Source organism: Methylocella sp. (assembly GCF_041905455.1).
In the GTDB taxonomy this organism is placed as follows: domain Bacteria; phylum Pseudomonadota; class Alphaproteobacteria; order Rhizobiales; family Beijerinckiaceae; genus Methylocapsa.
On the sequence record NZ_JAYRLA010000004.1, the window covers coordinates 116,109 to 134,706 of the forward strand.

Here is an 18,598-nt window from a genome sequence, read left to right on the forward strand (position 1 = left end):
CGGCGCGCAGTTCGTCAGTCGAGTTCGAAGGCGTTCTTGTAGTCAAGCTTCAGCGCCGGATTCTGCCGGTCCTTGTGCAGCACGCAGCGTCCGACGGCGAGAAACTCGATCTCGCTGCCCATGAAGCAGCGGAAAGCGTCCTCGGGCGTGTTGACGATCGGCTCGCCGCGCACGTTGAAGCTCGTGTTGACGAGCACGGGACAGCCGGTCAGCTCCTTGAAGCGCGAGATCAGCGCGTAATAGAGCGGATTGGTTTCCTTGTGCACCGTCTGCACGCGCGCCGAATAGTCGACATGGGTGACGGCCGGGATATCCGAACGCGGAACGTTCAGCTTGTCGATGCCGAACAACGTCTCCTCCTGCGCCGTCATCTTGCGGCGGCGCTCGGCCTTCACCGGCGCGACGATCAGCATGTAAGGCGAATCCGCGTCGAGTTCGAACCAGTCCGAGACGTCCTCGCGCAGCACCGAAGGCGCGAAGGGGCGGAAGCTTTCGCGATACTTGACCTTGAGGTTGAGCGCCTTCTGCATCGTCGGGGAGCGGGGGTCGCCGAGAATCGAGCGCGCGCCGAGCGCTCTAGGCCCGAACTCCATGCGCCCCTGATGCCAGCCCACCGCCTGCCCCGCCGCGAGCGCGGCGGCGGTCTTCTCGACGAGATGCGCGTCTTCGTCGACGACCGAGAACACCGCTCCGGCGGCTGCGAGCCGCGCCTCGATGTCCTCCTGCGCATAGGCCGGGCCGAGATAGGAGCCTTTCATCGCGTCCGGCTTGACGACGGACTTGGCGGCGGCTGCGGGCTTTTCGTCGTAATAGGCCGCGAGGGCGGCGCCCAGAGCGCCGCCGGCGTCTCCGGCCGCCGGCTGGACGAAGATCCCGTCGAACGGGCCGTCGCGCAGGATCTTGCCGTTGGCGACGCAGTTCAGCGCCACGCCGCCGGCGAGGCAGAGGTTGCGCGACGCGCCGGCCTCGGCGGCGAGCGCGCGCGTCATGCGGAGCACGACCTCCTCGGTCACCGCCTGGACGGAGGCGGCGAGGTCCATGTGGCGCTGTTCGAGCGGGTCGGAGGGCTTGCGCGCCGGGCCGCCGAAAAGCTCGTCGAAACGCGGTCCGGTCATGGTCAGACCGGTCGCATAATTGAAATAGCTCTGGTCGAGCCGGAAGGAGCCGTCGGCCTTCACGTCGATCAGGCGATCGAGAATCATCTGCGCATATTTCGGCTCGCCATAGGGCGCGAGCCCCATGACTTTATATTCGCCCGAATTGACCTTGAAGCCCGTGTAATAAGTGAAGGCCGAGTAAAGCAGACCGAGCGAATGCGGGAAATGGATCTCCTTCGTCAGCGTGAGCTTCTCGCCCTCGCCCACGGCGGCCGACGTCGTCGCCCATTCGCCGACGCCGTCCATCGTCAGCACGACCGCGTTCTGGAACGGCGACGGATAGTAGGCCGACGCCGCATGGGACAGATGATGCTCGCTGAAGCGCAGCTTCGACTTGTCGGCGAGGGCCGGGTCGATCTCCTTCAGCGACTTCAGAAGAAGGTCGCGCTGGAACAGCTTCTCGCCGATCCATAGCGGCATCGCCTTGCGGAAGGAGGAGAAGCCCTTCGGCGCGAAGGCGAGATAGGTTTCGATCAGCCGCTCGAACTTGAGAAAGGGCTTCTCGTAGAACACCACGCGATCGACCTCCGCGGGCGCCGCGTTGGCTTGCGCCAGACAGAAGGCGATCGCGTTCCGTGGAAAGTCAGGATCGTGCTTCTTGCGAGTGAAGCGCTCCTCCTGCGCGGCGGCGAGGATTTCGCCGTCGCGGATCAGAGCGGCGGCGCTGTCATGGTAATAGGCGGAAATCCCGAGGATCAGCATGCGCTCAGAACAGGGTGTAGATGAAGGGAGCCACCGCCGAGCCCTGGCTCAGCACGAAAAGGCCGCCGAAGAGCAGGAAAAGGGCGAGCAGCGGAAGCAGCCAGAACTTCTTTCTGGCGCCGAGGAATTCGAGAAGCTCGGAGAAGATGGACATGGTTCCTCTCAAAACTGCTTGGTCATGCCGCCATGGCGTTGCGCGTCGCGCATGATCCAGTAGGTAGGTTCGGACGGCTCGCGCTTCAGACGCAGGAGGTCGGCGCCTCTCATGCGAACGATCCAGCCGACGGGAACGACCGCGCCAAAAAACATCGCGCCCATGACGATCGGGCTCACGATCTTGTTAAGGGCGAGCCCCAGCTTGAACCATGCGCGGTTCAGCGGCGCGAGCCGCAACGGCGCCGCCATGGCGAACGCCGCGAACAGGACCGCCGCGACCAGCAGCGGCCAGCGCGGCGGATGGCGGTGAACGAGCGGCCACAGGGCGATCGCCGTAAACGCCGCCGCGAAGGTCAGGCCGAACTTCCGGTCCGATCCCAGGACGACCTTGCGGAAACTCGAATCATTTTCATGCGTCTGCATAGCTGACCGCTTCACCCCGGAGATTGCAGGAAAGCCGCCCGGCGAAGCGCGCGCCCGGGGAGCATTTCGTCCGGCGTTGCGGAAATTGCGCCGAACAGGCCCTCGAAGAGCCGAAAATTTCCGCCCGTTCTGTCATTCCCAAAGCGCGGAGGCAAGGCGAAAGCGTTCCGCCAAAACCAACGTCCGCGTTCGCCGCCTTTATTCTATGTTCGTAGTGGACAAGGCCTCAAGCGGCGCATATCTCCCTTTGATCGGCCGCGCCTTCGCCTTTTTCCGCCAGGGCGGCCGACGGGAACCCGATGCTCACGAAAAAAGGTAAATACGGGCTGAAAGCGATGGTCCATCTCGCCGGCCATCTGCCCGGCGAAGCGACGCTCGTCAGCGAGATCGCCGAAGCCAACCAGATTCCGAAGAAGTTTCTCGACACGATCCTCGGCGAATTGCGCAACGCCGGATTCGTGAACTCGAAGAAAGGAAAAGGCGGCGGCTACACGCTGGCTAGGTCCGCGCATGAAATCCGCGTCGGCCACATCGTCCGCGTTCTCGACGGGCCGCTCGCGCCGATCCAGTGCGCCAGCACGACCTCCTACAGACGTTGCGACGATTGCGTCGACGAGAAACGCTGCGCGGTGCGGCTGATCATGCTCGAGGCGCGCAACGCCATTTCCAGCGTCCTCGACAACCGCACCCTCGCCGAGATGCGCGCCCTCCACGAGTCGGACGACGCGCGCCTCATGTATCATATCTGACGCCAGCGCCTGTGCTCAGGACTCCAGCAGCCGGTTGATCTGCGCCGTGACGTCGTCGATCGCGGCCATTCCGTCGACCGCCTTCAACGCGCCTTTGGACGTATAGAAGGCGGATACGGGAGCTGTCTGCTCGCGGTACGCCTCGAGCCGCTTGCGGAACGCGTCCGGATTGTCGTCTGCCCGGATCGCCTCGCCCTTCGCAGCCGATTCCGCGGCGCGCCGCTCGATGCGCTCGATCAGGACGTTATGATCGACCTTTAGCTCGATCACCGCGTCAAGATTGATCTTCTTCTTGAGAAGAATGTCGGCGAGCGCCTCCGCCTGCTTCACGGTGCGCGGAAAGCCGTCAAGGATGAAGCCGTTCTTGGCGTCGGGCTCGTCGATGCGGTCGGAAATGATTCCCACCACGACCTCGTCCGGGACGAGGCCGCCGGCCTCCATGATCGCCTTCGCCTTGAGGCCGGTGGGCGTTCCCGCCTTCACAGCGGCGCGAAGCATGTCGCCGGTGGAAAGTTGAGGAATGTCGTACTTCTCTTGGATCCGGGCCGACTGCGTCCCCTTTCCGGCCCCGGGCGGGCCAAGAAAAACAAGCCTCATCTGCGTTTCCCCTTCAGTTTCGCCTTTTTGATCAATCCTTCGTACTGGTGCGCCTGGAGGTGCCCGAGAATCTGGGCCACCGTGTCCATGGTCACGCTGACGACGATGAGCAGCGACGTGCCGCCAAAATAGAATGGAAGGGCGGCGTAGGAAATAAGCATTTCCGGCAATAGACAGATTAAGGCGAGATAGGCGGCGCCGATCACCGTGATCCGTGTCAGGATCTGGTCGATGTATTGCGCCGTCCGTTCGCCCGGGCGCACGCCGGGGATGAAGCCGCCATGCTTCTTGAGATTGTCCGCGGTCTCGGCCGGATTGAACACGATCGCCGTGTAGAAGAAGGCGAAGAAGACGATCAGGCCGACGTAGGCGACCATATAGAGCGGCCGGCCATGGCCGAGCAGGCTCGAGATCGTCCCGAGGACGCCGCTCTGATGTTGCGAGAAATTGGCGATCGTCGTCGGCAGAAGCAGCAGCGAGGACGCGAAGATCGGCGGGATGACGCCGGCCGTGTTGAGCTTCAGCGGCAGAAACGACGTCTGCCCCTCGTACACCTTGTTGCCCTGCTGGCGCTTGGGATAGGTGATGAGAAGACGACGCTGCGCGCGCTCCATGAAGACGATGAACGCGATCACGGCGACCGACATGACCATCACGCCGATGATCACGCCCGTCGAAATGGCGCCTTGCCGGCCGAGTTCGAGCGTCGAGACGATCGCCGCCGGGAAGGCGGCGACGATGCCCGCGAAAATGATCAGCGAGGAGCCGTTGCCGATGCCGCGCGAGGTGATCTGCTCGCCGAGCCACATCAGGAACATCGTGCCGCCGAGCAGGGTCAGCACGGTCGAGAGGCGGAAGAACCATCCCGGGTCGAGCACGACGCCCTGCTGGCTCTCGAGCCCGACGGCGATGCCGTAGGCCTGGAAGGCGGCGAGCGCCACCGTAAGATAGCGCGTGTACTGGTTGATGACCTTGCGGCCGGACTCGCCCTCTTTCTTCAGCGCCTCGAGCGTCGGCACCACCGAGGTCAGGAGCTGGATGATGATCGAGGCCGAAATATACGGCATGATGTTCAGGGCGAAGATCGCCATGCGCTGGACGGCGCCGCCGGCGAACATGTTGAACAGTTCGAGAACGCCCTGCCGGCTATGCGTGAAATTCGCCTCGAACGCCGCCGGGTCGATTCCCGGCAGCGGAATATACGTGCCGAGTCGGTAGACGATCAGCGCGCCCAGGGTGAACCAGATGCGCTTCTTGAGCTCTTCGGCCTTGCCGAAAGCGCTCCAGTTGACGTTCGCCGCTAGCTGTTCCGCCGCCGATACCATGAAACGCTCCTCGGGCGCGGAGGCGCCGGATTGCCGTGCGAAACCCCGCCGCCGCTCGAGCCCGTTCAGGGCGACGATCCGGGCGCGAGCCGCGCCGAATGCTGGAAGCGCGAAGACGGGCGGCGACGCTCGAACGCGCTCGCCGGCCCTTCCAGGTCCGCACGGAGATTCTTATAGGTCAGACCGGAAGGGACCGAAAGCCCCTTCCCCGCGCGCTGGACGCGCGCGAAGGCTCGTCTATTCGGCGTCCGCGGCCGGCGCCGCGGCGGAGAGGATCTCCACGGAGCCGCCGGCGGCCTCGATCGCGGCGACGGCGCTCTTCGAGGCGGCGGCGACCTTGAAGTTCAGCTTGGCCTTGAGCTCTCCGACGCCGAGGATCTTCACGCCGTCGCGGGGCTTCGACACCACGCCGCCGGCGAGCAGGGCCTCGTTCGTCACGTCCTGCGCGGGATCGATCCTGCCGGCGTCGACGGCGTCCTGAACGCGGCCGATGTTGACCTCATTGTAGTCCGTCGCGAACGGATTGTGGAAGCCGCGCTTGGGCAGGCGGCGATGCAGCGGCATCTGGCCGCCTTCGAACCCCTTGATGGAGACGCCGGTGCGGGCCTTCTGGCCCTTGACGCCGCGGCCGCAGGTCTTGCCCTTGCCGGAGCCGATGCCGCGGCCGACGCGCATGCGCGCCTTCGACGCGCCGAGGTTGTCGCTGATTTCGTTGAGTTTCATGACAATGTCCTTGGCGGCCGCGCTCAGGCGCCCTCGACGACGCGCACGAGATGCGCGACCTTGGCGATCATGCCGCGGATGGCTGGCGTGTCCTCGAGCGAGGCGCGGCGGCCGATCTTGTTGAGCTTCAGCCCGATAAGGGTCGCGCGCTGGTCGCCCGGACGCCCGATGGGGCTCTTGATCTGCTCGACGGTGACGGTGGCTTTATCAGTCATCGAAGGCTCCTCAGGCGTCGCCGGCCGCGTCGGCCTCGCCGCCGAGGCGCCGTCCCTGCAGGACCGACACCTTCAGGCTGCGGCGCGCCGCGACGGAACGCGGGGAATCCTGGCGTCCCAGCGCGTCGAAGGTCGCGCGAACCATGTTGTAGGGATTGGACGAGCCCTGCGACTTCGCGACCACGTCGTGCATGCCGAGCGTCTCGAAGATCGCGCGCATCGGGCCGCCGGCGATGATGCCGGTGCCGGCGGGGGCGGCGCGCAGCACGACGCGGCCGGCGCCATGGCGGCCGTCGATGTCGTGATGCAGCGTGCGGCCTTCGCGCAGCGGCACGCGGATCAGCGAGCGCTTGGCGGATTCCGTCGCCTTGCGGATCGCCTCCGGCACCTCGCGGGCCTTGCCGTGGCCATAGCCGACGCGGCCTTTCTGGTCGCCGACCACGACGAGCGCGGCGAAGCCGAAGCGGCGGCCGCCCTTCACCACCTTGGCGACGCGGTTGATGTGGACCAGCCGGTCCACGAACTCGCTGTCGCGCTCCTCGCGGTCGCGGCCCCGGCCGCCTTCACCTTCACGCGCCATGTCTTCGTTCCATTTTCACTTGAGCTCGCCGCCGCGTCGCAGCGCAGGACGAGCGCCCGTCGCGGGCTTCAGAAGTTGAGGCCGCCTTCGCGGGCGCCCTCGGCGAGGGCCTTGACGCGGCCGTGATAAATATATGCGCCGCGGTCGAACACGACCTCCGTGACGCCGGCTGCGGCGGCGCGCTCGGCGATCAGCTTGCCGATCGCGCGGGCGGCGGCGATGTCCGCGCCCGTCTTGAGGCTTTCCCGGTTCGTCTTCTCGAGCGACGAAGCGGAAGCCAGGGTGCGGCCGGCTTCGTCGTCGATGATCTGGCAATAGATCTGCTTCGAAGACCGGAACACCGAAAGCCTTGGCTTGCCGTAGGCGCGAGCGCGCAAAGTGCGCCTGACGCGCGCCTGACGCCGTTGCGTCGCCTGATTGTCCTTAGCCATGACAGGCTCCTGATCCTTCGATTACTTCTTCTTGCCTTCCTTGCGGAAGATGAATTCGCCGGCGTATCTGACGCCCTTGCCCTTGTACGGCTCCGGCGGACGCAGCGCGCGGATCTCGGAGGCGATCTGCCCGACCTGCCGCTTGTCGATGCCGGCGATGGCGACCTCCGTCGGCTTCGGCGTCGTGATCGAGACGCCCTCCGGGATCGGGAACGTCACGTCGTGGCTGTAGCCGAGCGACAGCTGCAGGTTCTTGCCCGAGACGGCGGCCTTGTAGCCGACGCCGGTGATCTCGAGCCGACGCTCGAAGCCTTTTGAGACGCCGATCACCAGATTGTTCACCATGGAGCGCGTCATGCCCCACATGGCGCGGGCGCGCTTGGTTTCGCCGCGCGGCGTGACGGTGACGCCGCCCTCGCCGAGCGCGACGGAGACGTCGTCAGGCGCCGTGAACGAGAGCTGCCCCTTGCCGCCCTTGACCGAAACGGACTGGCCGTCGACGTTGGCGGTGACGCCGGCGGGAATGACGACCGGCTTCTTTCCGATGCGAGACATGGTTTTTCCTCGGCTCCTTCGGTCAGAAGACCCTGCACAGCACTTCGCCGCCGACGTTCGCCTCGCGCGCGGCATGGTCCGCCATCACGCCCTTGGGGGTCGAGATGATGGTGATGCCGAGGCCGTTGGCGACGCGGGGCATCGCGTCGACCGCCGCATAGACGCGGCGGCCGGGCTTCGAAACGCGCTGGATCTCGCGGATCACCGGAGCGCCGTCGTAATATTTGAGCTCGACCTCGAACTCCGTCCGGCCGTTGCCGTACTCGGTCGTCGAGTAGCCGCGGATGTAGCCCTCGGCCTGGAGCACGTCGAGCACATGGGCGCGCAGCCTGGAGCCAGGAGTCTGGACCTTGCCCTTGCGGCGCATCTGCGCGTTGCGGATGCGGGTGAGCATATCGCCCAGCGGATCGTTCACAGCCATGATCCTGCTCCTACCAGCTCGACTTCACGAGGCCCGGGACGAGGCCGCGCGACCCCAGCTCCCGCAGCGCGACGCGCGACATCTTCAGCTTGCGGTTGAAGGCGCGTGGACGCCCCGTCACCTCGCAGCGGTTGCGGATGCGCACCGCGGCCGAGTTGCGCGGCATCTCGGCGAGCTTGAGGCGCGCCTCGAAGCGCTCCTCGACGGTGAGCGCCTTGTCCTCGGCGACGGCCTTGAGGCGCGCGCGCTTGGCGGCGTAGCGCTTCACCAGCTTGCGCCGGCGTTCGTTCTTCTCGACAGAGCTTTTCTTAGCCATGAATTCTCTAAACCCCTGGGTCGCCGCGTCTGAAACGAAGCCGTTTCACTGCCGGAACGGGAAGTTGAACGCCCGCAGCAGCGCGCGGGCTTCGTCGTCGGTCTTGGCCGTGGTGCACACGATGATGTCCATGCCGACGACGCTCTCCACCTGATCGTAGTTGATCTCGGGGAAGATGATATGCTCCTTGACGCCGAGGGCGTAGTTGCCGCGGCCGTCGAAGCTTTTCGGGTTGAGGCCGCGGAAGTCGCGAATGCGCGGCAGCGCGATCGTGACCAGACGGTCTAGGAACTCGTACATGCGCGTCTTGCGCAGCGTGACCTTGGCCCCGATCGGCATCTGCTCGCGCACCTTGAAGGTGGCGATCGCCTTGCGGGCGCGCGTGATCACCGGCTTCTGGCCGGCGATGAGCCCGAGGTCCGCCGCCGCCAGCGTCACCTTCTTGGTGTCGTTGACCGCCTCGCCGACGCCCATGTTGAGCACGATCTTCTCGATCGTCGGCACCTCGAGCGGGTTCTTGTAGCCGAACTGCTCGATGAGCTGGGCGCGGACGACGTCCTGATAGTGCTTCTTGAGGCGCGGCGTGTAGCCCTTCGGCGCGGCGAGCTCGGCGGCCGACGCGGTCGGACCGGCCGGACGGTCGCGCAGCGGCGCGCCCTCGGCCTTGGCCTGCGCCTTCGGCGCGCCCTTGGCGGACTTCGCGTCCTTGCCGCCCTTCTGCGGGGCGCCCTTGCCGCCCTTCCCTGCCTTCGACTCAGCCATCGATCACGTCTCCGGAACGCTTCGCGAAGCGGACCTTGCGGCCGTCTTCAAGCACCTTGAACCCGACCCGCGTCGGCTTGCCGTCCTTGGGGTCGGCGATCGCGAGGTTCGACAAATGAACGGCCGCCTCCTTCGAGACGATGCCGGCTTCCTGCTTGGCGGTCTGCCGCTGGTGCCGCTTGACGAGGTTGACGCCGCGCACGAGCGCGCGCTCCTCCTTCGGATTGACCTCGAGCACCTCGCCCGAGCGGCCCTTGTCGCGGCCGACCAGGACGACGACCTTGTCGCCCTTCTTGATCTTGGCGGCCATCACAGCACCTCCGGCGCGAGCGAGACGATCTTCATCTGGTTGCGGGCGCGCAGCTCGCGCGGCACCGGCCCGAAGATGCGGGTGCCGATCGGCTCGGCCTGGTTGTTGATGAGCACGGCGGCGTTGGAATCGAAGCGGATCACCGATCCGTCGGCGCGCTTGATGTCCTTGGCCGTGCGCACGACGACCGCCTTCATGACGTCGCCCTTCTTGACGCGCCCGCGCGGAATCGCCTCCTTGACGGACACGACGATGATGTCCCCGACGCTCGCGTATTTGCGCTTCGAGCCGCCGAGCACCTTGATGCACATGACGCGGCGCGCGCCGGAATTGTCGGCGACGTCGAGATTCGTCTGCATCTGGATCATGGCTACGTAACCTTTCTGGCCAGAGCGGTTTCCGGAACGGCGTTCCGGACTACGTCTGCAGGAGGCGGACCTCCCTGTTTATTTCTAGGCGTCGGCCTTGGCTTGCGCCGCCGGCAGGACGATCCAGCGCTTGAGCTTCGACATCGGCCGCGTCTCCTCGATCGACACGGTGTCGCCGACCTTGAAAGCCTTCGACTCGTCATGCGCGTGATAGTTCTTCGAGCGCCGCACCGTCTTCTTCAGAAGCGGGTGCGTGAACCGGCGCTCGACCTTCACGACGAGGGTCTTTTCCTGCTTGTCGCTCACGACGACGCCCTGGAGAATTCGCTTCGGCATAATCTTGAACCTGTTCTGTCGGACCGGCCGGGCCGGATGAAACCTATTTCTTGGCGACCTGCTGCGCCGCGACCGTCCTCAGTCGGGCGATGTCGCGACGCACCTCCCGCACGCGGGCGGTGTTCTCGAGCTGGCCGGTCGCGCGCTGGAAGCGGAGATTGAACTGCTCCTTCTTGAGGTTCAGGATCTCCTGTTCGATCTGGTCGCCGGTCATGACCTTGATGTCGGCCAAACGCTGCTTCGCCTTCATGGCCTTCACTCCTGGATGCGCTGGATGAAGCGCGTCTTGATCGGCAGCTTCGCCGAGGCGAGGCGGAGCGCTTCGCGGGCGAGCTCGGCCGGCACGCCGTCGAGCTCGAACATGATGCGGCCCGGCGCGACGCGCACGGCCCATAGCTCCGGCGCGCCCTTGCCCTTGCCCATGCGCACTTCGGTCGGCTTCTTCGACACCGGCACGTCGGGGAAGATGCGGATCCACACGCGGCCGGCGCGCTTCATGTGGCGCGTCATGGCGCGGCGAGCCGCCTCGATCTGGCGCGCGGTGATCCGCTCGGGCTCGAGCGCCTTCAGGCCGAACTGACCGAAGTTGAGCTCGAAGCCGCCTTTCGACGCGCCATGGATGCGGCCTTTGAAGGCCTTGCGGAATTTGGTGCGCTTGGGTTGCAGCATGATGCGAAACTCTCAGAATTCTCTGGGCTCAGGCCGCGTCGCGGTCGCGCCGCCGGCGCTCGCCGCCGCCGCCATGGTCCTGCTCGGCCAGCTTCTTGTCCTGGGCCATCGGATCATGCTCGAGGATTTCGCCCTTGAAGATCCAGACCTTGATGCCGCAGGCGCCGTAGGCGGTGTGGGCGGTGGCCACGCCATAGTCGACGTCGGCGCGCAGCGTATGCAGCGGCACGCGGCCCTCGCGGTACCATTCGAGGCGGGCGATCTCGGCGCCGCCGAGACGGCCGGAGCAGTTGATGCGGATGCCTTCCGCGCCGAGGCGCATCGCCGACTGGACGGCGCGCTTCATGGCGCGGCGGAAGGCGACGCGACGCTCGAGCTGCTGCGCGATCGAGTCGGCGACGAGGGTCGCGTCGATCTCCGGCTTGCGCACCTCGACGATGTTGATGACCACCTCGCTGTCGGTCATCTTGGCGACGAGCTTGCGGATCTTGTCGATGTCCGCGCCCTTCTTGCCGATGACGACGCCGGGGCGAGCGGAGTAGATCGTCACCCGGCACTTCTTGTGCGGCCGCTCGATGACGATCTTCGAGACGGCGGCCTGCTTCAGCGCCTTCATCAGCGCGGCGCGAATCGCCATGTCCTCGTGCAGCAGCTTGCCGTACTCGCCCTTGGCCGCGAACCAGCGCGAATCCCAGGTGCGGTTGACGCCGAGGCGAAGGCCGATCGGATTGACTTTCTGTCCCATCTTATCCTCTTACGCCGCCGGCGCCGCGACTTCGCGCAGCACGATGGTCAGATGCGAGAACGGCTTCTCGATGCGCCCCGAGCGGCCGCGCGCCCGCGCGCTGAAGCGCTTCATGACGAGCGCCTTGCCGACGTAGGCCTCCGCGACGACGAGGTCGTCAACCTCGAGGCTGTGGTTGTTCTCGGCGTTGGCGATCGCGCTCTCGAGCGTCTTGCGGACGTCGAAGGCGGCGCGCTTGCGCGAGAATTCGAGGTCGGCGAGCGCGCGCTCGACCTTCTTGCCGCGGATCAGCTGGGCCAGAAGATTGAGCTTCTGCGGGCTGATGCGCAGCATGCGCGCGACGGCCTTCGCCTCATTGTCCTTGAGCGCGCGCGGCGTCTTTTCCTTCGACATGTCAGCCCCTCCGCGCCTTCTTGTCCGCCGCGTGGCCGTGGAAGGTCCGCGTCGGCGAGAACTCGCCGAATTTGTGGCCGATCATCTCCTCGGTCACGAGGACCGGGACATGCTTGTGGCCGTTGTGCACGCCGAACGTCAGGCCGACGAACTGCGGCAGAATAGTGGAGCGCCGGCTCCAGATCTTGATGATTTCCGAGCGGCCCGAAGCGCGCGCGGCGTCCGCCTTCTTCAAGAGATAGCCGTCGACGAACGGCCCTTTCCAGATCGAGCGAGCCATCGTCAGCCCTTCTTCTTGCTCTTGTGACGCGAGGTCACGATGAATTTCGTGGTCGACTTGTTCGAGCGGGTCTTCTTGCCCTTGGTCGGCTTGCCCCAGGGCGTGACCGGATGGCGGCCGCCCGAGGTGCGGCCTTCGCCGCCGCCGTGCGGATGGTCGACCGGGTTCATGGTCACGCCGCGGTTGTGCGGGCGCCGGCCGAGCCAGCGGCTGCGTCCCGCCTTGCCGATCGAGGCGTTCATGTGGTCGGGGTTCGACACCGCGCCGACGGTCGCGAAGCACTGGCCGTGAATGAGCCGTTGCTCGCCCGAGTTGAGGCGGATGATGACGTAACCCTGATCGCGGCCGACGATCTGAGCGAAGGTTCCGGCCGAGCGCACCATGGCGGCGCCCTTGCCGATCTTCATCTCGATGTTGTGCACGATCGTGCCGACCGGCATCGAGGCCAGCGGCATCGCGTTGCCGGGCTTCACGTCGGCCTGCTGCGAGGAGATCACCTCGTCGCCCACGGCGAGCCGCTGCGGCGCGATGATGTAGGACATCTCGCCGTCGGCGTAGCGGATCAGGGCGATGAAGGAGGTGCGGTTCGGATCATATTCGATCCGCTCCACCTTCGCGGCGACGTCGAGCTTGCGACGCTTGAAGTCGATGAGGCGGTAGCTCTGCTTGTGGCCGCCGCCGCGGAAGCGCACCGTCACGCGGCCATTGTTGTTGCGGCCGCCCGAAGACGTCTTGCCCTCGGTCAGCTGCTTCAGCGGCTTGCCCTTGTAGAGGTCGCTGCGGTCGACGATCACGAGCTGGCGAAGGCCCGGAGTGACCGGTTTGAACGTCTTCAGCGCCATTGGCGTAGTTCCTTAAATCCCTGGCTCAAAGACCGGTCGTGACGTCGATCTTGTCGCCCTCGGCGAGGGTGACGACCGCCTTCTTCACGTCTGACTGGACGCCGCGCGTCCCCTTGAAGATCTTCTTCTTGCCCTTGCGGATGAGCGTGTTGACGCTCGTCACCTTGACTTCGAAGAGGCGCTCGACGGCAGCCTTGATCTCCGGCTTCGTCGCGTTGCGGCGAACCTTGAAGATCACCTGGTTGGCCTCGGAGGCGAGCGTCGCCTTCTCGGTGATCACCGGAGCGACGATGACGTCGTAATGATGCGCGTCGAGCGCCAGTTTCGAGCTCATTTGAACCGCGCCTCCAGGGCGTCGACCGCGGCCCTGGTCAGAACCAGCTTCTCGCGGCGAAGAATGTCGTAGACGTTGATGCCCTGCACCGGCAGGACGTCGATCTGCGGAATGTTGCGCGCGGCGAGCGCGAAATTCTGATTGAGCTCGGCGCCGTCGACGATCAGCGCGTTGGCGAGGCCCGCCTTAGCGAAATCGGCCTTGAGGCTCTTGGTCTTGGCTTCCGACGCGTTCGCCTCGGCCCACACGATGACGCCGCCGTCCTGCGCCTTCGCCGAGAGGGCGTGCTTCAGCGCGAGGGCGCGGACCTTCTTCGGCAGGTCATGCGCATGCGAGCGCACCACCGGACCGAAGGCGCGCCCGCCGCCGCGGAACTGCGGCACGCGAGCCGAGCCGTGCCGCGCCTGGCCGGTGCCCTTCTGCTTGTAGAGCTTCTTGCCGGTGCGGGCGATCTCCGCGCGGCCCTTGGTCTTGTGCGTGCCGGCGCGGCGCTTGGCGAGCTGGTAGCGCACCATGCGGGCGATGAGGTCCTCGCGCGGCTCGAGGCCGAAGATCGAGTCGTCAAGCTCGATCGACCCGGCGGCTTCGCCGGCGATGGTCGTAATGTCGATCTTCACGCTTGCGCTCCCGTCTCCGATTCCTCGCCCGCCGCGGCGGCCGGAGCATCGGCGCCATTGGCGAGGCGGTATTTGCCCGGCTGCGGAACGTCCTTCGGCAGCGCCTTCTTCACCGCGTCGCGGACGTAGATCCAGCCGCCGGCGACGCCCGGAACGGCGCCCTCGACGAGAATCAGCCCGCGCGGGATATCGAGCTGCACCACGCGCAGATTGAGCGTGGTGACGCGCTCGCAGCCCATATGGCCGGCCATCTTCTTGTTCTTGAAGGTCTTTCCCGGGTCCTGACGGCCGCCGGTCGAACCATGCGAACGATGCGAGATCGACACGCCGTGCGTCGCGCGCAGGCCGCCGAAGTTCCAGCGCTTCATCGGGCCGGCGAAGCCCTTGCCCGTGCTCGAGCCCGTCACGTCGACGAACTGACCGACGACGAAGTGGTCGGCCGTGATCTCGGCGCCCACCGGCAGCATCGCGTCTTCGGCGACGCGGAACTCGGCGAGCTTGAGCTTCGGCTCGACCTGCGCCACCGCGAAGCGGCCGCGCTCGGCCTTCGACACGTTCTTGACCTTGGCGCGACCGATCCCGAGCTGGAGCGCCGTGTAGCCGTTGCGCTCCTTCGTGCGGTGCGCGACGACCTGGCATCCGTCCAGCTTCAAGACCGTGACCGGCACATGCTCGCCGCCGTCGTTGAAGACGCGGGTCATGCCGACCTTTTGTGCGATGACACCTGACCGCATGGCTTAATCCTTAAAATCCCTTCCGCCCGGCCGCGGGCCCAAGGCCCGCGCGGCCCCGCGTCAAAGCTTGATCTCGACGTCGACGCCGGCGGCGAGGTCGAGCTTCATGAGCGCGTCGACGGTCTGCGGCGTCGGATCGACGATGTCGAGAACCCGCTTGTGGGTCCTGATCTCGAACTGTTCGCGCGACTTCTTGTCGACGTGGGGCGAGCGGTTCACGGTGAATTTCTCGATCTTGGTCGGCAGCGGAATGGGGCCGCGAACATGCGCGCCCGTCCGCTTCGCCGTCGACACGATCTCCTTCGTGGAGGTGTCGAGGATCCGATGATCGAACGCCTTGAGGCGAATGCGGATGTTCTGGCCGTTCATCAATGAAATCCCTGTCGGCCCGCGCCGGATGATCCCGTCCCGCCGGCTCGCATTAAGTCCTGCGCCCGTGAGCGCCGGCCGGACCTAAAACCCCGGCCGGCAGGCTGCACAGCCCGTCTTACTCTTTGATCGAGGCGACGACGCCCGCGCCGACGGTGCGGCCGCCCTCCCGGATGGCGAAGCGCAGCTTCTCCTCCATCGCGATCGGCGCGATCAGCTCGACGTCCATCGTCACGTTGTCGCCCGGCATGACCATCTCGGTGCCTTCCGGCAGGGTCACGACGCCAGTGACGTCGGTGGTGCGGAAGTAGAACTGCGGACGGTAGTTGGTGAAGAACGGCGTGTGGCGGCCGCCCTCGTCCTTGGTGAGGATGTAGGCCTCGGCCTTGAACTTGGTGTGCGGCTTGACGGAGCCGGGCTTGCACAGCACCTGGCCGCGCTCGACCTCCTCGCGCTTGGTGCCGCGCAGCAGCGCGCCGATGTTGTCGCCGGCCTGGCCCTGGTCGAGCAGCTTGCGGAACATCTCGACGCCGGTGACCGTGGTCTTGACGGTCGGACGCAGGCCGACGATCTCGATTTCCTCGCCGACCTTGATGATCCCGCGCTCGACGCGGCCGGTCACGACAGTGCCGCGGCCGGAGATCGAGAACACGTCCTCGACCGGCATCAGGAAGGGCAGATCGACCGGGCGCTCGGGCTGCGGAATGTAGTCGTCGACCGTCTGCATCAGCTTCAGGATCGCGTCATGGCCGATCTCGGGCTGCTTGCCCTCGAGCGCGCACAGCGCCGAACCCTTGGTGATCGGGATGTCGTCGCCGGGGAATTCGTACTTCGAGAGCAGCTCGCGCACCTCGAGCTCGACGAGCTCGAGCAGCTCCGGATCGTCGACCATGTCGACCTTGTTCATGAACACGACGAGCGCCGGTACGCCGACCTGACGGGCGAGCAGGATGTGCTCGCGCGTCTGCGGCATCGGACCGTCGGCGGCCGACACGACAAGGATCGCGCCGTCCATCTGCGCCGCGCCGGTGATCATGTTCTTCACATAGTCGGCGTGGCCGGGGCAGTCGACGTGGGCGTAGTGGCGGTTCTTGGTCTCGTACTCGACGTGGGCGGTCGAGATGGTGATGCCGCGGGCCTTCTCTTCCGGGGCCTTGTCGATCTGGTCGTAGGCCGTGAAGGTGGCGCCGCCGGTCTCAGCGAGAACCTTGGTGATCGCAGCCGTCAGCGAGGTCTTGCCGTGGTCGACGTGACCGATCGTGCCGATGTTGCAATGCGGCTTGTTCCGCTGAAACTTTTCCTTGCCCATGGTGTGGCTCCTCTAGAACGCTTCGCTTCCCGCCGCCGCGCCCTGCGCAGACCGTGGCGGGGCGTGTGTGACTAGGCGTATTTCGCTTGGACCTTCGCGGCTTCGCCCGCGGGGACCTGTTCATAGTGATCGAACTGCATGCTGTAGTTCGCGCGGCCCTGGCTGAACGAACGCAGCTGGTTGACGTAGCCGAACATGTTGGCGAGCGGAACCATCGCGTTGATGACGACGGCGTTGCCGCGCATGTCCTGGCCCTGGACCTGGCCGCGCCGGCCGAGCAGGTCGCCCATGACCGATCCGGTGTAGTCCTCGGGCGTCGTGACCTCGACTTTCATGATCGGCTCGAGCAGCACCGAGCCGCCCTTCTGCAGCGCCTCGCGGAACGCCGCGCGCGACGCGATCTCGAAGGCGAGCACCGAGGAGTCGACGTCGTGGAAGCCGCCGTCGACCAGCGTCGCCTTGACGTCGACGACCGGGAAGCCGGCGAGCACGCCGGCGCCCATCACGCTGTTGATGCCCTTCTCGACGCCGGGGATGAACTCCTTCGGCACCGCGCCGCCGACGATCTTCGATTCGAAGCTGTTGCCGGCACCCGGCTCGTTCGGCTCGAAGTCGATGATGACGCGGGCGAACTGGCCCGTGCCGCCGGTCTGCTTCTTGTGCGTGTAGTCGATCTGCACCTTCTTGGTCAGACGCTCGCGATAGGCGACCTGCGGCGCGCCGATGTTGGCGTCGACCTTGTAGGTGCGCTTCAGGATGTCGACCTTGATGTCGAGATGCAGTTCGCCCATCCCCTTGAGGATGGTCTGGCCGGATTCCTGGTCGGTCGACACGCGGAAGGACGGATCCTCGGCCGCCAGCTTCGCGAGCGCGAGGCCGAGCTTCTCCTGGTCGGCCTTCGACTTCGGCTCGATGGCGATCTCGATGACCGGCTCCGGGAACTCCATCCGCTCGAGGATCACCGGCTTGTTGAGGTCGCACAGCGTGTCGCCGGTGCGCGTCTCCTTGAGGCCGGCGAGCGCGACGATATCGCCCGCATAAGCTTCCTTGATGTCCTCGCGGTTGTTGGCGTGCATCAGCAACATGCGGCCGACGCGCTCGCGTTTGTCCTTGGTCGAGTTCAGCACCGTGGTGCCGGACTCGACGGAGCCGGAATAAACGCGCGCGAAGGTGAGCGAGCCGACGAACGGATCGTCCATGATCTTGAACGCGAGCATCGAGAACGGGTCCTCGTCGCGCGGCAGGCGGACGATCTCTTCGCCGGTGGCGGGATCGACGCCCTTGATCGCCTCGCGGTCGGCGGGCGAGGGAAGGTAATCGACGACGGCGTCGAGCAGCGGCTGCACGCCCTTGTTCTTGAACGACGAGCCGCACAGCACCGGAATGAAGACGATGCCGCGCACCGCCTTGCGGATGAGCCGCTTCAGCGTCTCCTCGTCCGGCTCCTGCCCGTCGAGATAGGCGGCCATGACGTCGTCGTCGAGCTCGACGGCGGCCTCGATCATGGCGTTGCGGTATTCGTCGGCCTTGTCCTTGAGGTCGGCCGGAATTTCCTCGTCGTGATACTTCGCGCCGAGGCCCTCGTCCTCCCAGACCACCGCCTTCATGCGGACGAGGTCGATCACGCCCTTGAAGTCGGATTCCGCGCCGATCGGCAGCTGGATGCACACGGGACGGCCGCCGACCTTCGTCTTGATGTCGTCGACGCAGCGGTAGAAGTCGGCGCCGATCTTGTCCATCTTGTTGACGAACACGACGCGCGGCACCGCGTATTTGTCGGCCTGGCGCCACACCGTCTCAGTCTGCGGCTCGACGCCCTGGTTGCCGTCGAGCACGCATACCGCGCCGTCGAGCACGCGCAGCGAACGCTCGACCTCGATGGTGAAGTCGACGTGGCCGGGCGTGTCGATGATGTTGAGGCGCTTGCCGTTCCAGAAGGTCGTGGTCGCGGCCGACGTGATCGTGATGCCGCGCTCCTGCTCCTGCTCCATCCAGTCCATCGTCGCGGCGCCTTCGTGCACCTCGCCGATCTTATGCGACTTGCCGGAATAGTAGAGGATGCGCTCCGTCGTCGTCGTCTTGCCCGCATCGATGTGGGCCATGATGCCGAAGTTGCGGTAGTCTTCGATTTTATGGCTGCGCGGCATAGTCAAAATTCCTTCGAGCGCGAGGCGCGTGGC

29 protein-coding genes are annotated in these 18,598 nt (G+C 65.8%); 1 reads left to right on the top strand and 28 read right to left on the bottom strand.

Translation table 11 applies throughout. The features are described from left to right. Positions 1-14: 14 nt before the first annotated feature. From ACE3OG_RS05035 to ACE3OG_RS05045, 3 genes are read right to left on the bottom strand one after another with little or no spacing between them, the layout of a single operon-like run. Positions 15-1,859, bottom strand: a complete 1,845-nt coding sequence (locus tag ACE3OG_RS05035; protein ID WP_374306452.1) for a carbamoyltransferase — start codon at positions 1,857-1,859, stop codon at positions 15-17. A 4-nt stretch (positions 1,860-1,863) separates the two neighbouring features. Beyond that, the gene (locus ACE3OG_RS05040) at positions 1,864-2,013 is read right to left on the bottom strand and encodes a DUF5989 family protein (RefSeq protein ID WP_374306453.1); all 150 of its coding nucleotides are present in this window, start codon (positions 2,011-2,013) and stop codon (positions 1,864-1,866) included. 8 nt (positions 2,014-2,021) lie between these two features. Next, a complete protein-coding gene (locus ACE3OG_RS05045) occupies positions 2,022-2,438 on the bottom strand; it encodes an SxtJ family membrane protein (RefSeq protein WP_374306454.1) in 417 nt (138 codons plus the stop codon). Between the two features lie 299 nt (positions 2,439-2,737). On the opposite strand from ACE3OG_RS05045, the gene ACE3OG_RS05050 reads away from it, so the two are divergent. Then, complete coding sequence (locus ACE3OG_RS05050; RefSeq protein ID WP_374306455.1) at positions 2,738-3,187, top strand: Rrf2 family transcriptional regulator; 450 nt, start codon at positions 2,738-2,740, stop codon at positions 3,185-3,187. 15 nt (positions 3,188-3,202) lie between these two features. Here the strand turns inward: ACE3OG_RS05050 and ACE3OG_RS05055 are convergent, their stop codons facing one another. The 25 genes from ACE3OG_RS05055 to fusA form a co-directional block, all read right to left on the bottom strand. Further along, positions 3,203-3,784, bottom strand: coding sequence for an adenylate kinase (locus ACE3OG_RS05055; RefSeq protein ID WP_374306456.1), 582 nt, complete (start codon positions 3,782-3,784; stop codon positions 3,203-3,205). Then, positions 3,781-5,109 (bottom strand): preprotein translocase subunit SecY, encoded by a 1,329-nt coding sequence (secY, locus tag ACE3OG_RS05060; RefSeq protein ID WP_374306457.1) that lies wholly within the window; start codon positions 5,107-5,109, stop codon positions 3,781-3,783. Before secY ends, ACE3OG_RS05055 begins: the two co-directional genes overlap by 4 nt. A 237-nt stretch (positions 5,110-5,346) precedes the next feature. Further along, positions 5,347-5,832 carry a 50S ribosomal protein L15 gene (gene rplO, locus ACE3OG_RS05065; protein ID WP_374306458.1) on the bottom strand — a complete coding sequence of 162 codons (486 nt, stop codon included), beginning with the start codon at positions 5,830-5,832 and terminating at the stop codon, positions 5,347-5,349. A gap of 23 nt (positions 5,833-5,855) precedes the next feature. Next, positions 5,856-6,047 (bottom strand): 50S ribosomal protein L30, encoded by a 192-nt coding sequence (gene rpmD / locus ACE3OG_RS05070; RefSeq protein WP_374306459.1) that lies wholly within the window; start codon positions 6,045-6,047, stop codon positions 5,856-5,858. A 10-nt stretch (positions 6,048-6,057) separates the two neighbouring features. Next, a complete protein-coding gene (rpsE, locus tag ACE3OG_RS05075) occupies positions 6,058-6,627 on the bottom strand; it encodes a 30S ribosomal protein S5 (protein ID WP_374306460.1) in 570 nt (189 codons plus the stop codon). 68 nt (positions 6,628-6,695) lie between these two features. Further along, a complete protein-coding gene (gene rplR / locus ACE3OG_RS05080) occupies positions 6,696-7,058 on the bottom strand; it encodes a 50S ribosomal protein L18 (protein ID WP_374306461.1) in 363 nt (120 codons plus the stop codon). A gap of 21 nt (positions 7,059-7,079) precedes the next feature. Then, positions 7,080-7,613 (bottom strand): 50S ribosomal protein L6, encoded by a 534-nt coding sequence (gene rplF / locus ACE3OG_RS05085; protein WP_374306462.1) that lies wholly within the window; start codon positions 7,611-7,613, stop codon positions 7,080-7,082. A gap of 22 nt (positions 7,614-7,635) precedes the next feature. After that, positions 7,636-8,034 (bottom strand): 30S ribosomal protein S8, encoded by a 399-nt coding sequence (rpsH, locus tag ACE3OG_RS05090; RefSeq protein WP_374306463.1) that lies wholly within the window; start codon positions 8,032-8,034, stop codon positions 7,636-7,638. Positions 8,035-8,044: 10 nt separating this feature from the next. Beyond that, positions 8,045-8,350 (bottom strand): 30S ribosomal protein S14, encoded by a 306-nt coding sequence (gene rpsN, locus ACE3OG_RS05095; protein ID WP_374306464.1) that lies wholly within the window; start codon positions 8,348-8,350, stop codon positions 8,045-8,047. Between the two features lie 45 nt (positions 8,351-8,395). Beyond that, the gene (gene rplE, locus ACE3OG_RS05100) at positions 8,396-9,112 is read right to left on the bottom strand and encodes a 50S ribosomal protein L5 (protein ID WP_374306465.1); all 717 of its coding nucleotides are present in this window, start codon (positions 9,110-9,112) and stop codon (positions 8,396-8,398) included. After that, positions 9,105-9,422: a 50S ribosomal protein L24 gene (gene rplX / locus ACE3OG_RS05105; protein WP_374306466.1), complete on the bottom strand. Its 318-nt coding sequence runs from the start codon at positions 9,420-9,422 to the stop codon at positions 9,105-9,107. The genes rplE and rplX overlap by 8 nt, the downstream gene beginning before the upstream one ends. Next, on the bottom strand, positions 9,422-9,790 hold the full coding sequence (gene rplN / locus ACE3OG_RS05110; protein ID WP_374306467.1) for a 50S ribosomal protein L14: 369 nt from the start codon (positions 9,788-9,790) through the stop codon (positions 9,422-9,424). The genes rplX and rplN overlap by 1 nt, the downstream gene beginning before the upstream one ends. Positions 9,791-9,874: 84 nt before the next feature. After that, positions 9,875-10,126: a 30S ribosomal protein S17 gene (gene rpsQ, locus ACE3OG_RS05115; RefSeq protein ID WP_374306468.1), complete on the bottom strand. Its 252-nt coding sequence runs from the start codon at positions 10,124-10,126 to the stop codon at positions 9,875-9,877. A 43-nt stretch (positions 10,127-10,169) separates the two neighbouring features. Beyond that, positions 10,170-10,376 carry a 50S ribosomal protein L29 gene (gene rpmC / locus ACE3OG_RS05120; protein ID WP_374306469.1) on the bottom strand — a complete coding sequence of 69 codons (207 nt, stop codon included), beginning with the start codon at positions 10,374-10,376 and terminating at the stop codon, positions 10,170-10,172. A 5-nt stretch (positions 10,377-10,381) separates the two neighbouring features. Next, the gene (rplP, locus tag ACE3OG_RS05125) at positions 10,382-10,795 is read right to left on the bottom strand and encodes a 50S ribosomal protein L16 (protein ID WP_374306470.1); all 414 of its coding nucleotides are present in this window, start codon (positions 10,793-10,795) and stop codon (positions 10,382-10,384) included. A 28-nt stretch (positions 10,796-10,823) separates the two neighbouring features. Then, a complete protein-coding gene (rpsC, locus tag ACE3OG_RS05130; protein ID WP_374306471.1) occupies positions 10,824-11,540 on the bottom strand; it encodes a 30S ribosomal protein S3 in 717 nt (238 codons plus the stop codon). A gap of 9 nt (positions 11,541-11,549) precedes the next feature. After that, positions 11,550-11,933 carry a 50S ribosomal protein L22 gene (gene rplV, locus ACE3OG_RS05135; protein ID WP_374306472.1) on the bottom strand — a complete coding sequence of 128 codons (384 nt, stop codon included), beginning with the start codon at positions 11,931-11,933 and terminating at the stop codon, positions 11,550-11,552. A 1-nt stretch (position 11,934) separates the two neighbouring features. Beyond that, positions 11,935-12,213 carry a 30S ribosomal protein S19 gene (rpsS, locus tag ACE3OG_RS05140; RefSeq protein WP_374306473.1) on the bottom strand — a complete coding sequence of 93 codons (279 nt, stop codon included), beginning with the start codon at positions 12,211-12,213 and terminating at the stop codon, positions 11,935-11,937. 2 nt (positions 12,214-12,215) lie between these two features. Beyond that, positions 12,216-13,055, bottom strand: a complete 840-nt coding sequence (gene rplB / locus ACE3OG_RS05145; RefSeq protein ID WP_374306474.1) for a 50S ribosomal protein L2 — start codon at positions 13,053-13,055, stop codon at positions 12,216-12,218. A gap of 25 nt (positions 13,056-13,080) precedes the next feature. Next, positions 13,081-13,377, bottom strand: coding sequence for a 50S ribosomal protein L23 (locus ACE3OG_RS05150; protein WP_374306605.1), 297 nt, complete (start codon positions 13,375-13,377; stop codon positions 13,081-13,083). A gap of 8 nt (positions 13,378-13,385) precedes the next feature. Beyond that, complete coding sequence (rplD, locus tag ACE3OG_RS05155) at positions 13,386-14,006, bottom strand: 50S ribosomal protein L4 (RefSeq protein ID WP_374306475.1); 621 nt, start codon at positions 14,004-14,006, stop codon at positions 13,386-13,388. Further along, a complete protein-coding gene (gene rplC, locus ACE3OG_RS05160) occupies positions 14,003-14,740 on the bottom strand; it encodes a 50S ribosomal protein L3 (RefSeq protein ID WP_374306477.1) in 738 nt (245 codons plus the stop codon). Before rplC ends, rplD begins: the two co-directional genes overlap by 4 nt. A 60-nt stretch (positions 14,741-14,800) precedes the next feature. Next, positions 14,801-15,109, bottom strand: a complete 309-nt coding sequence (gene rpsJ, locus ACE3OG_RS05165; RefSeq protein ID WP_012589623.1) for a 30S ribosomal protein S10 — start codon at positions 15,107-15,109, stop codon at positions 14,801-14,803. A gap of 118 nt (positions 15,110-15,227) precedes the next feature. Then, complete coding sequence (gene tuf, locus ACE3OG_RS05170; protein ID WP_374306480.1) at positions 15,228-16,418, bottom strand: elongation factor Tu; 1,191 nt, start codon at positions 16,416-16,418, stop codon at positions 15,228-15,230. Positions 16,419-16,489: 71 nt separating this feature from the next. Further along, positions 16,490-18,565 carry an elongation factor G gene (gene fusA / locus ACE3OG_RS05175; protein ID WP_374306482.1) on the bottom strand — a complete coding sequence of 692 codons (2,076 nt, stop codon included), beginning with the start codon at positions 18,563-18,565 and terminating at the stop codon, positions 16,490-16,492. Positions 18,566-18,598 lie beyond the last annotated feature (33 nt).

Excerpts from the sequence above, each read along its gene's own strand:
- rplN (WP_374306467.1), bottom strand. The coding sequence starts at position 9,790 with ATGATCCAGATGCAGACGAATCTCGACGTCGCCGACAATTCCGGCGCG.
- rplB (WP_374306474.1), bottom strand. The coding sequence starts at position 13,055 with ATGGCGCTGAAGACGTTCAAACCGGTCACTCCGGGCCTTCGCCAGCTC.
- rpsQ (WP_374306468.1), bottom strand. The coding sequence starts at position 10,126 with ATGCCGAAGCGAATTCTCCAGGGCGTCGTCGTGAGCGACAAGCAGGAA.
- rplE (WP_374306465.1), bottom strand. The coding sequence starts at position 9,112 with ATGGCTGAGTCGAAGGCAGGGAAGGGCGGCAAGGGCGCCCCGCAGAAG.
- rplC (WP_374306477.1), bottom strand. The coding sequence starts at position 14,740 with ATGCGGTCAGGTGTCATCGCACAAAAGGTCGGCATGACCCGCGTCTTC.
- rpmC (WP_374306469.1), bottom strand. The coding sequence starts at position 10,376 with ATGAAGGCGAAGCAGCGTTTGGCCGACATCAAGGTCATGACCGGCGAC.
- rpsH (WP_374306463.1), bottom strand. The coding sequence starts at position 8,034 with ATGGCTGTGAACGATCCGCTGGGCGATATGCTCACCCGCATCCGCAAC.
- ACE3OG_RS05040 (WP_374306453.1), bottom strand. The coding sequence starts at position 2,013 with ATGTCCATCTTCTCCGAGCTTCTCGAATTCCTCGGCGCCAGAAAGAAG.
- ACE3OG_RS05035 (WP_374306452.1), bottom strand. The coding sequence starts at position 1,859 with ATGCTGATCCTCGGGATTTCCGCCTATTACCATGACAGCGCCGCCGCT.
- rplX (WP_374306466.1), bottom strand. The coding sequence starts at position 9,422 with ATGGCCGCCAAGATCAAGAAGGGCGACAAGGTCGTCGTCCTGGTCGGC.
- fusA (WP_374306482.1), bottom strand. The coding sequence starts at position 18,565 with ATGCCGCGCAGCCATAAAATCGAAGACTACCGCAACTTCGGCATCATG.
- rpmD (WP_374306459.1), bottom strand. The coding sequence starts at position 6,047 with ATGACTGATAAAGCCACCGTCACCGTCGAGCAGATCAAGAGCCCCATC.
- rplR (WP_374306461.1), bottom strand. The coding sequence starts at position 7,058 with ATGGCTAAGGACAATCAGGCGACGCAACGGCGTCAGGCGCGCGTCAGG.
- tuf (WP_374306480.1), bottom strand. The coding sequence starts at position 16,418 with ATGGGCAAGGAAAAGTTTCAGCGGAACAAGCCGCATTGCAACATCGGC.
- rplP (WP_374306470.1), bottom strand. The coding sequence starts at position 10,795 with ATGCTGCAACCCAAGCGCACCAAATTCCGCAAGGCCTTCAAAGGCCGC.
- ACE3OG_RS05055 (WP_374306456.1), bottom strand. The coding sequence starts at position 3,784 with ATGAGGCTTGTTTTTCTTGGCCCGCCCGGGGCCGGAAAGGGGACGCAG.
- rpsE (WP_374306460.1), bottom strand. The coding sequence starts at position 6,627 with ATGGCGCGTGAAGGTGAAGGCGGCCGGGGCCGCGACCGCGAGGAGCGC.
- ACE3OG_RS05045 (WP_374306454.1), bottom strand. The coding sequence starts at position 2,438 with ATGCAGACGCATGAAAATGATTCGAGTTTCCGCAAGGTCGTCCTGGGA.
- rplO (WP_374306458.1), bottom strand. The coding sequence starts at position 5,832 with ATGAAACTCAACGAAATCAGCGACAACCTCGGCGCGTCGAAGGCGCGC.
- rpsC (WP_374306471.1), bottom strand. The coding sequence starts at position 11,540 with ATGGGACAGAAAGTCAATCCGATCGGCCTTCGCCTCGGCGTCAACCGC.
- secY (WP_374306457.1), bottom strand. The coding sequence starts at position 5,109 with ATGGTATCGGCGGCGGAACAGCTAGCGGCGAACGTCAACTGGAGCGCT.
- rplF (WP_374306462.1), bottom strand. The coding sequence starts at position 7,613 with ATGTCTCGCATCGGAAAGAAGCCGGTCGTCATTCCCGCCGGCGTCACC.
- rpsJ (WP_012589623.1), bottom strand. The coding sequence starts at position 15,109 with ATGAACGGCCAGAACATCCGCATTCGCCTCAAGGCGTTCGATCATCGG.
- rpsN (WP_374306464.1), bottom strand. The coding sequence starts at position 8,350 with ATGGCTAAGAAAAGCTCTGTCGAGAAGAACGAACGCCGGCGCAAGCTG.
- rplV (WP_374306472.1), bottom strand. The coding sequence starts at position 11,933 with ATGTCGAAGGAAAAGACGCCGCGCGCGCTCAAGGACAATGAGGCGAAG.
- ACE3OG_RS05050 (WP_374306455.1), top strand. The coding sequence starts at position 2,738 with ATGCTCACGAAAAAAGGTAAATACGGGCTGAAAGCGATGGTCCATCTC.
- rpsS (WP_374306473.1), bottom strand. The coding sequence starts at position 12,213 with ATGGCTCGCTCGATCTGGAAAGGGCCGTTCGTCGACGGCTATCTCTTG.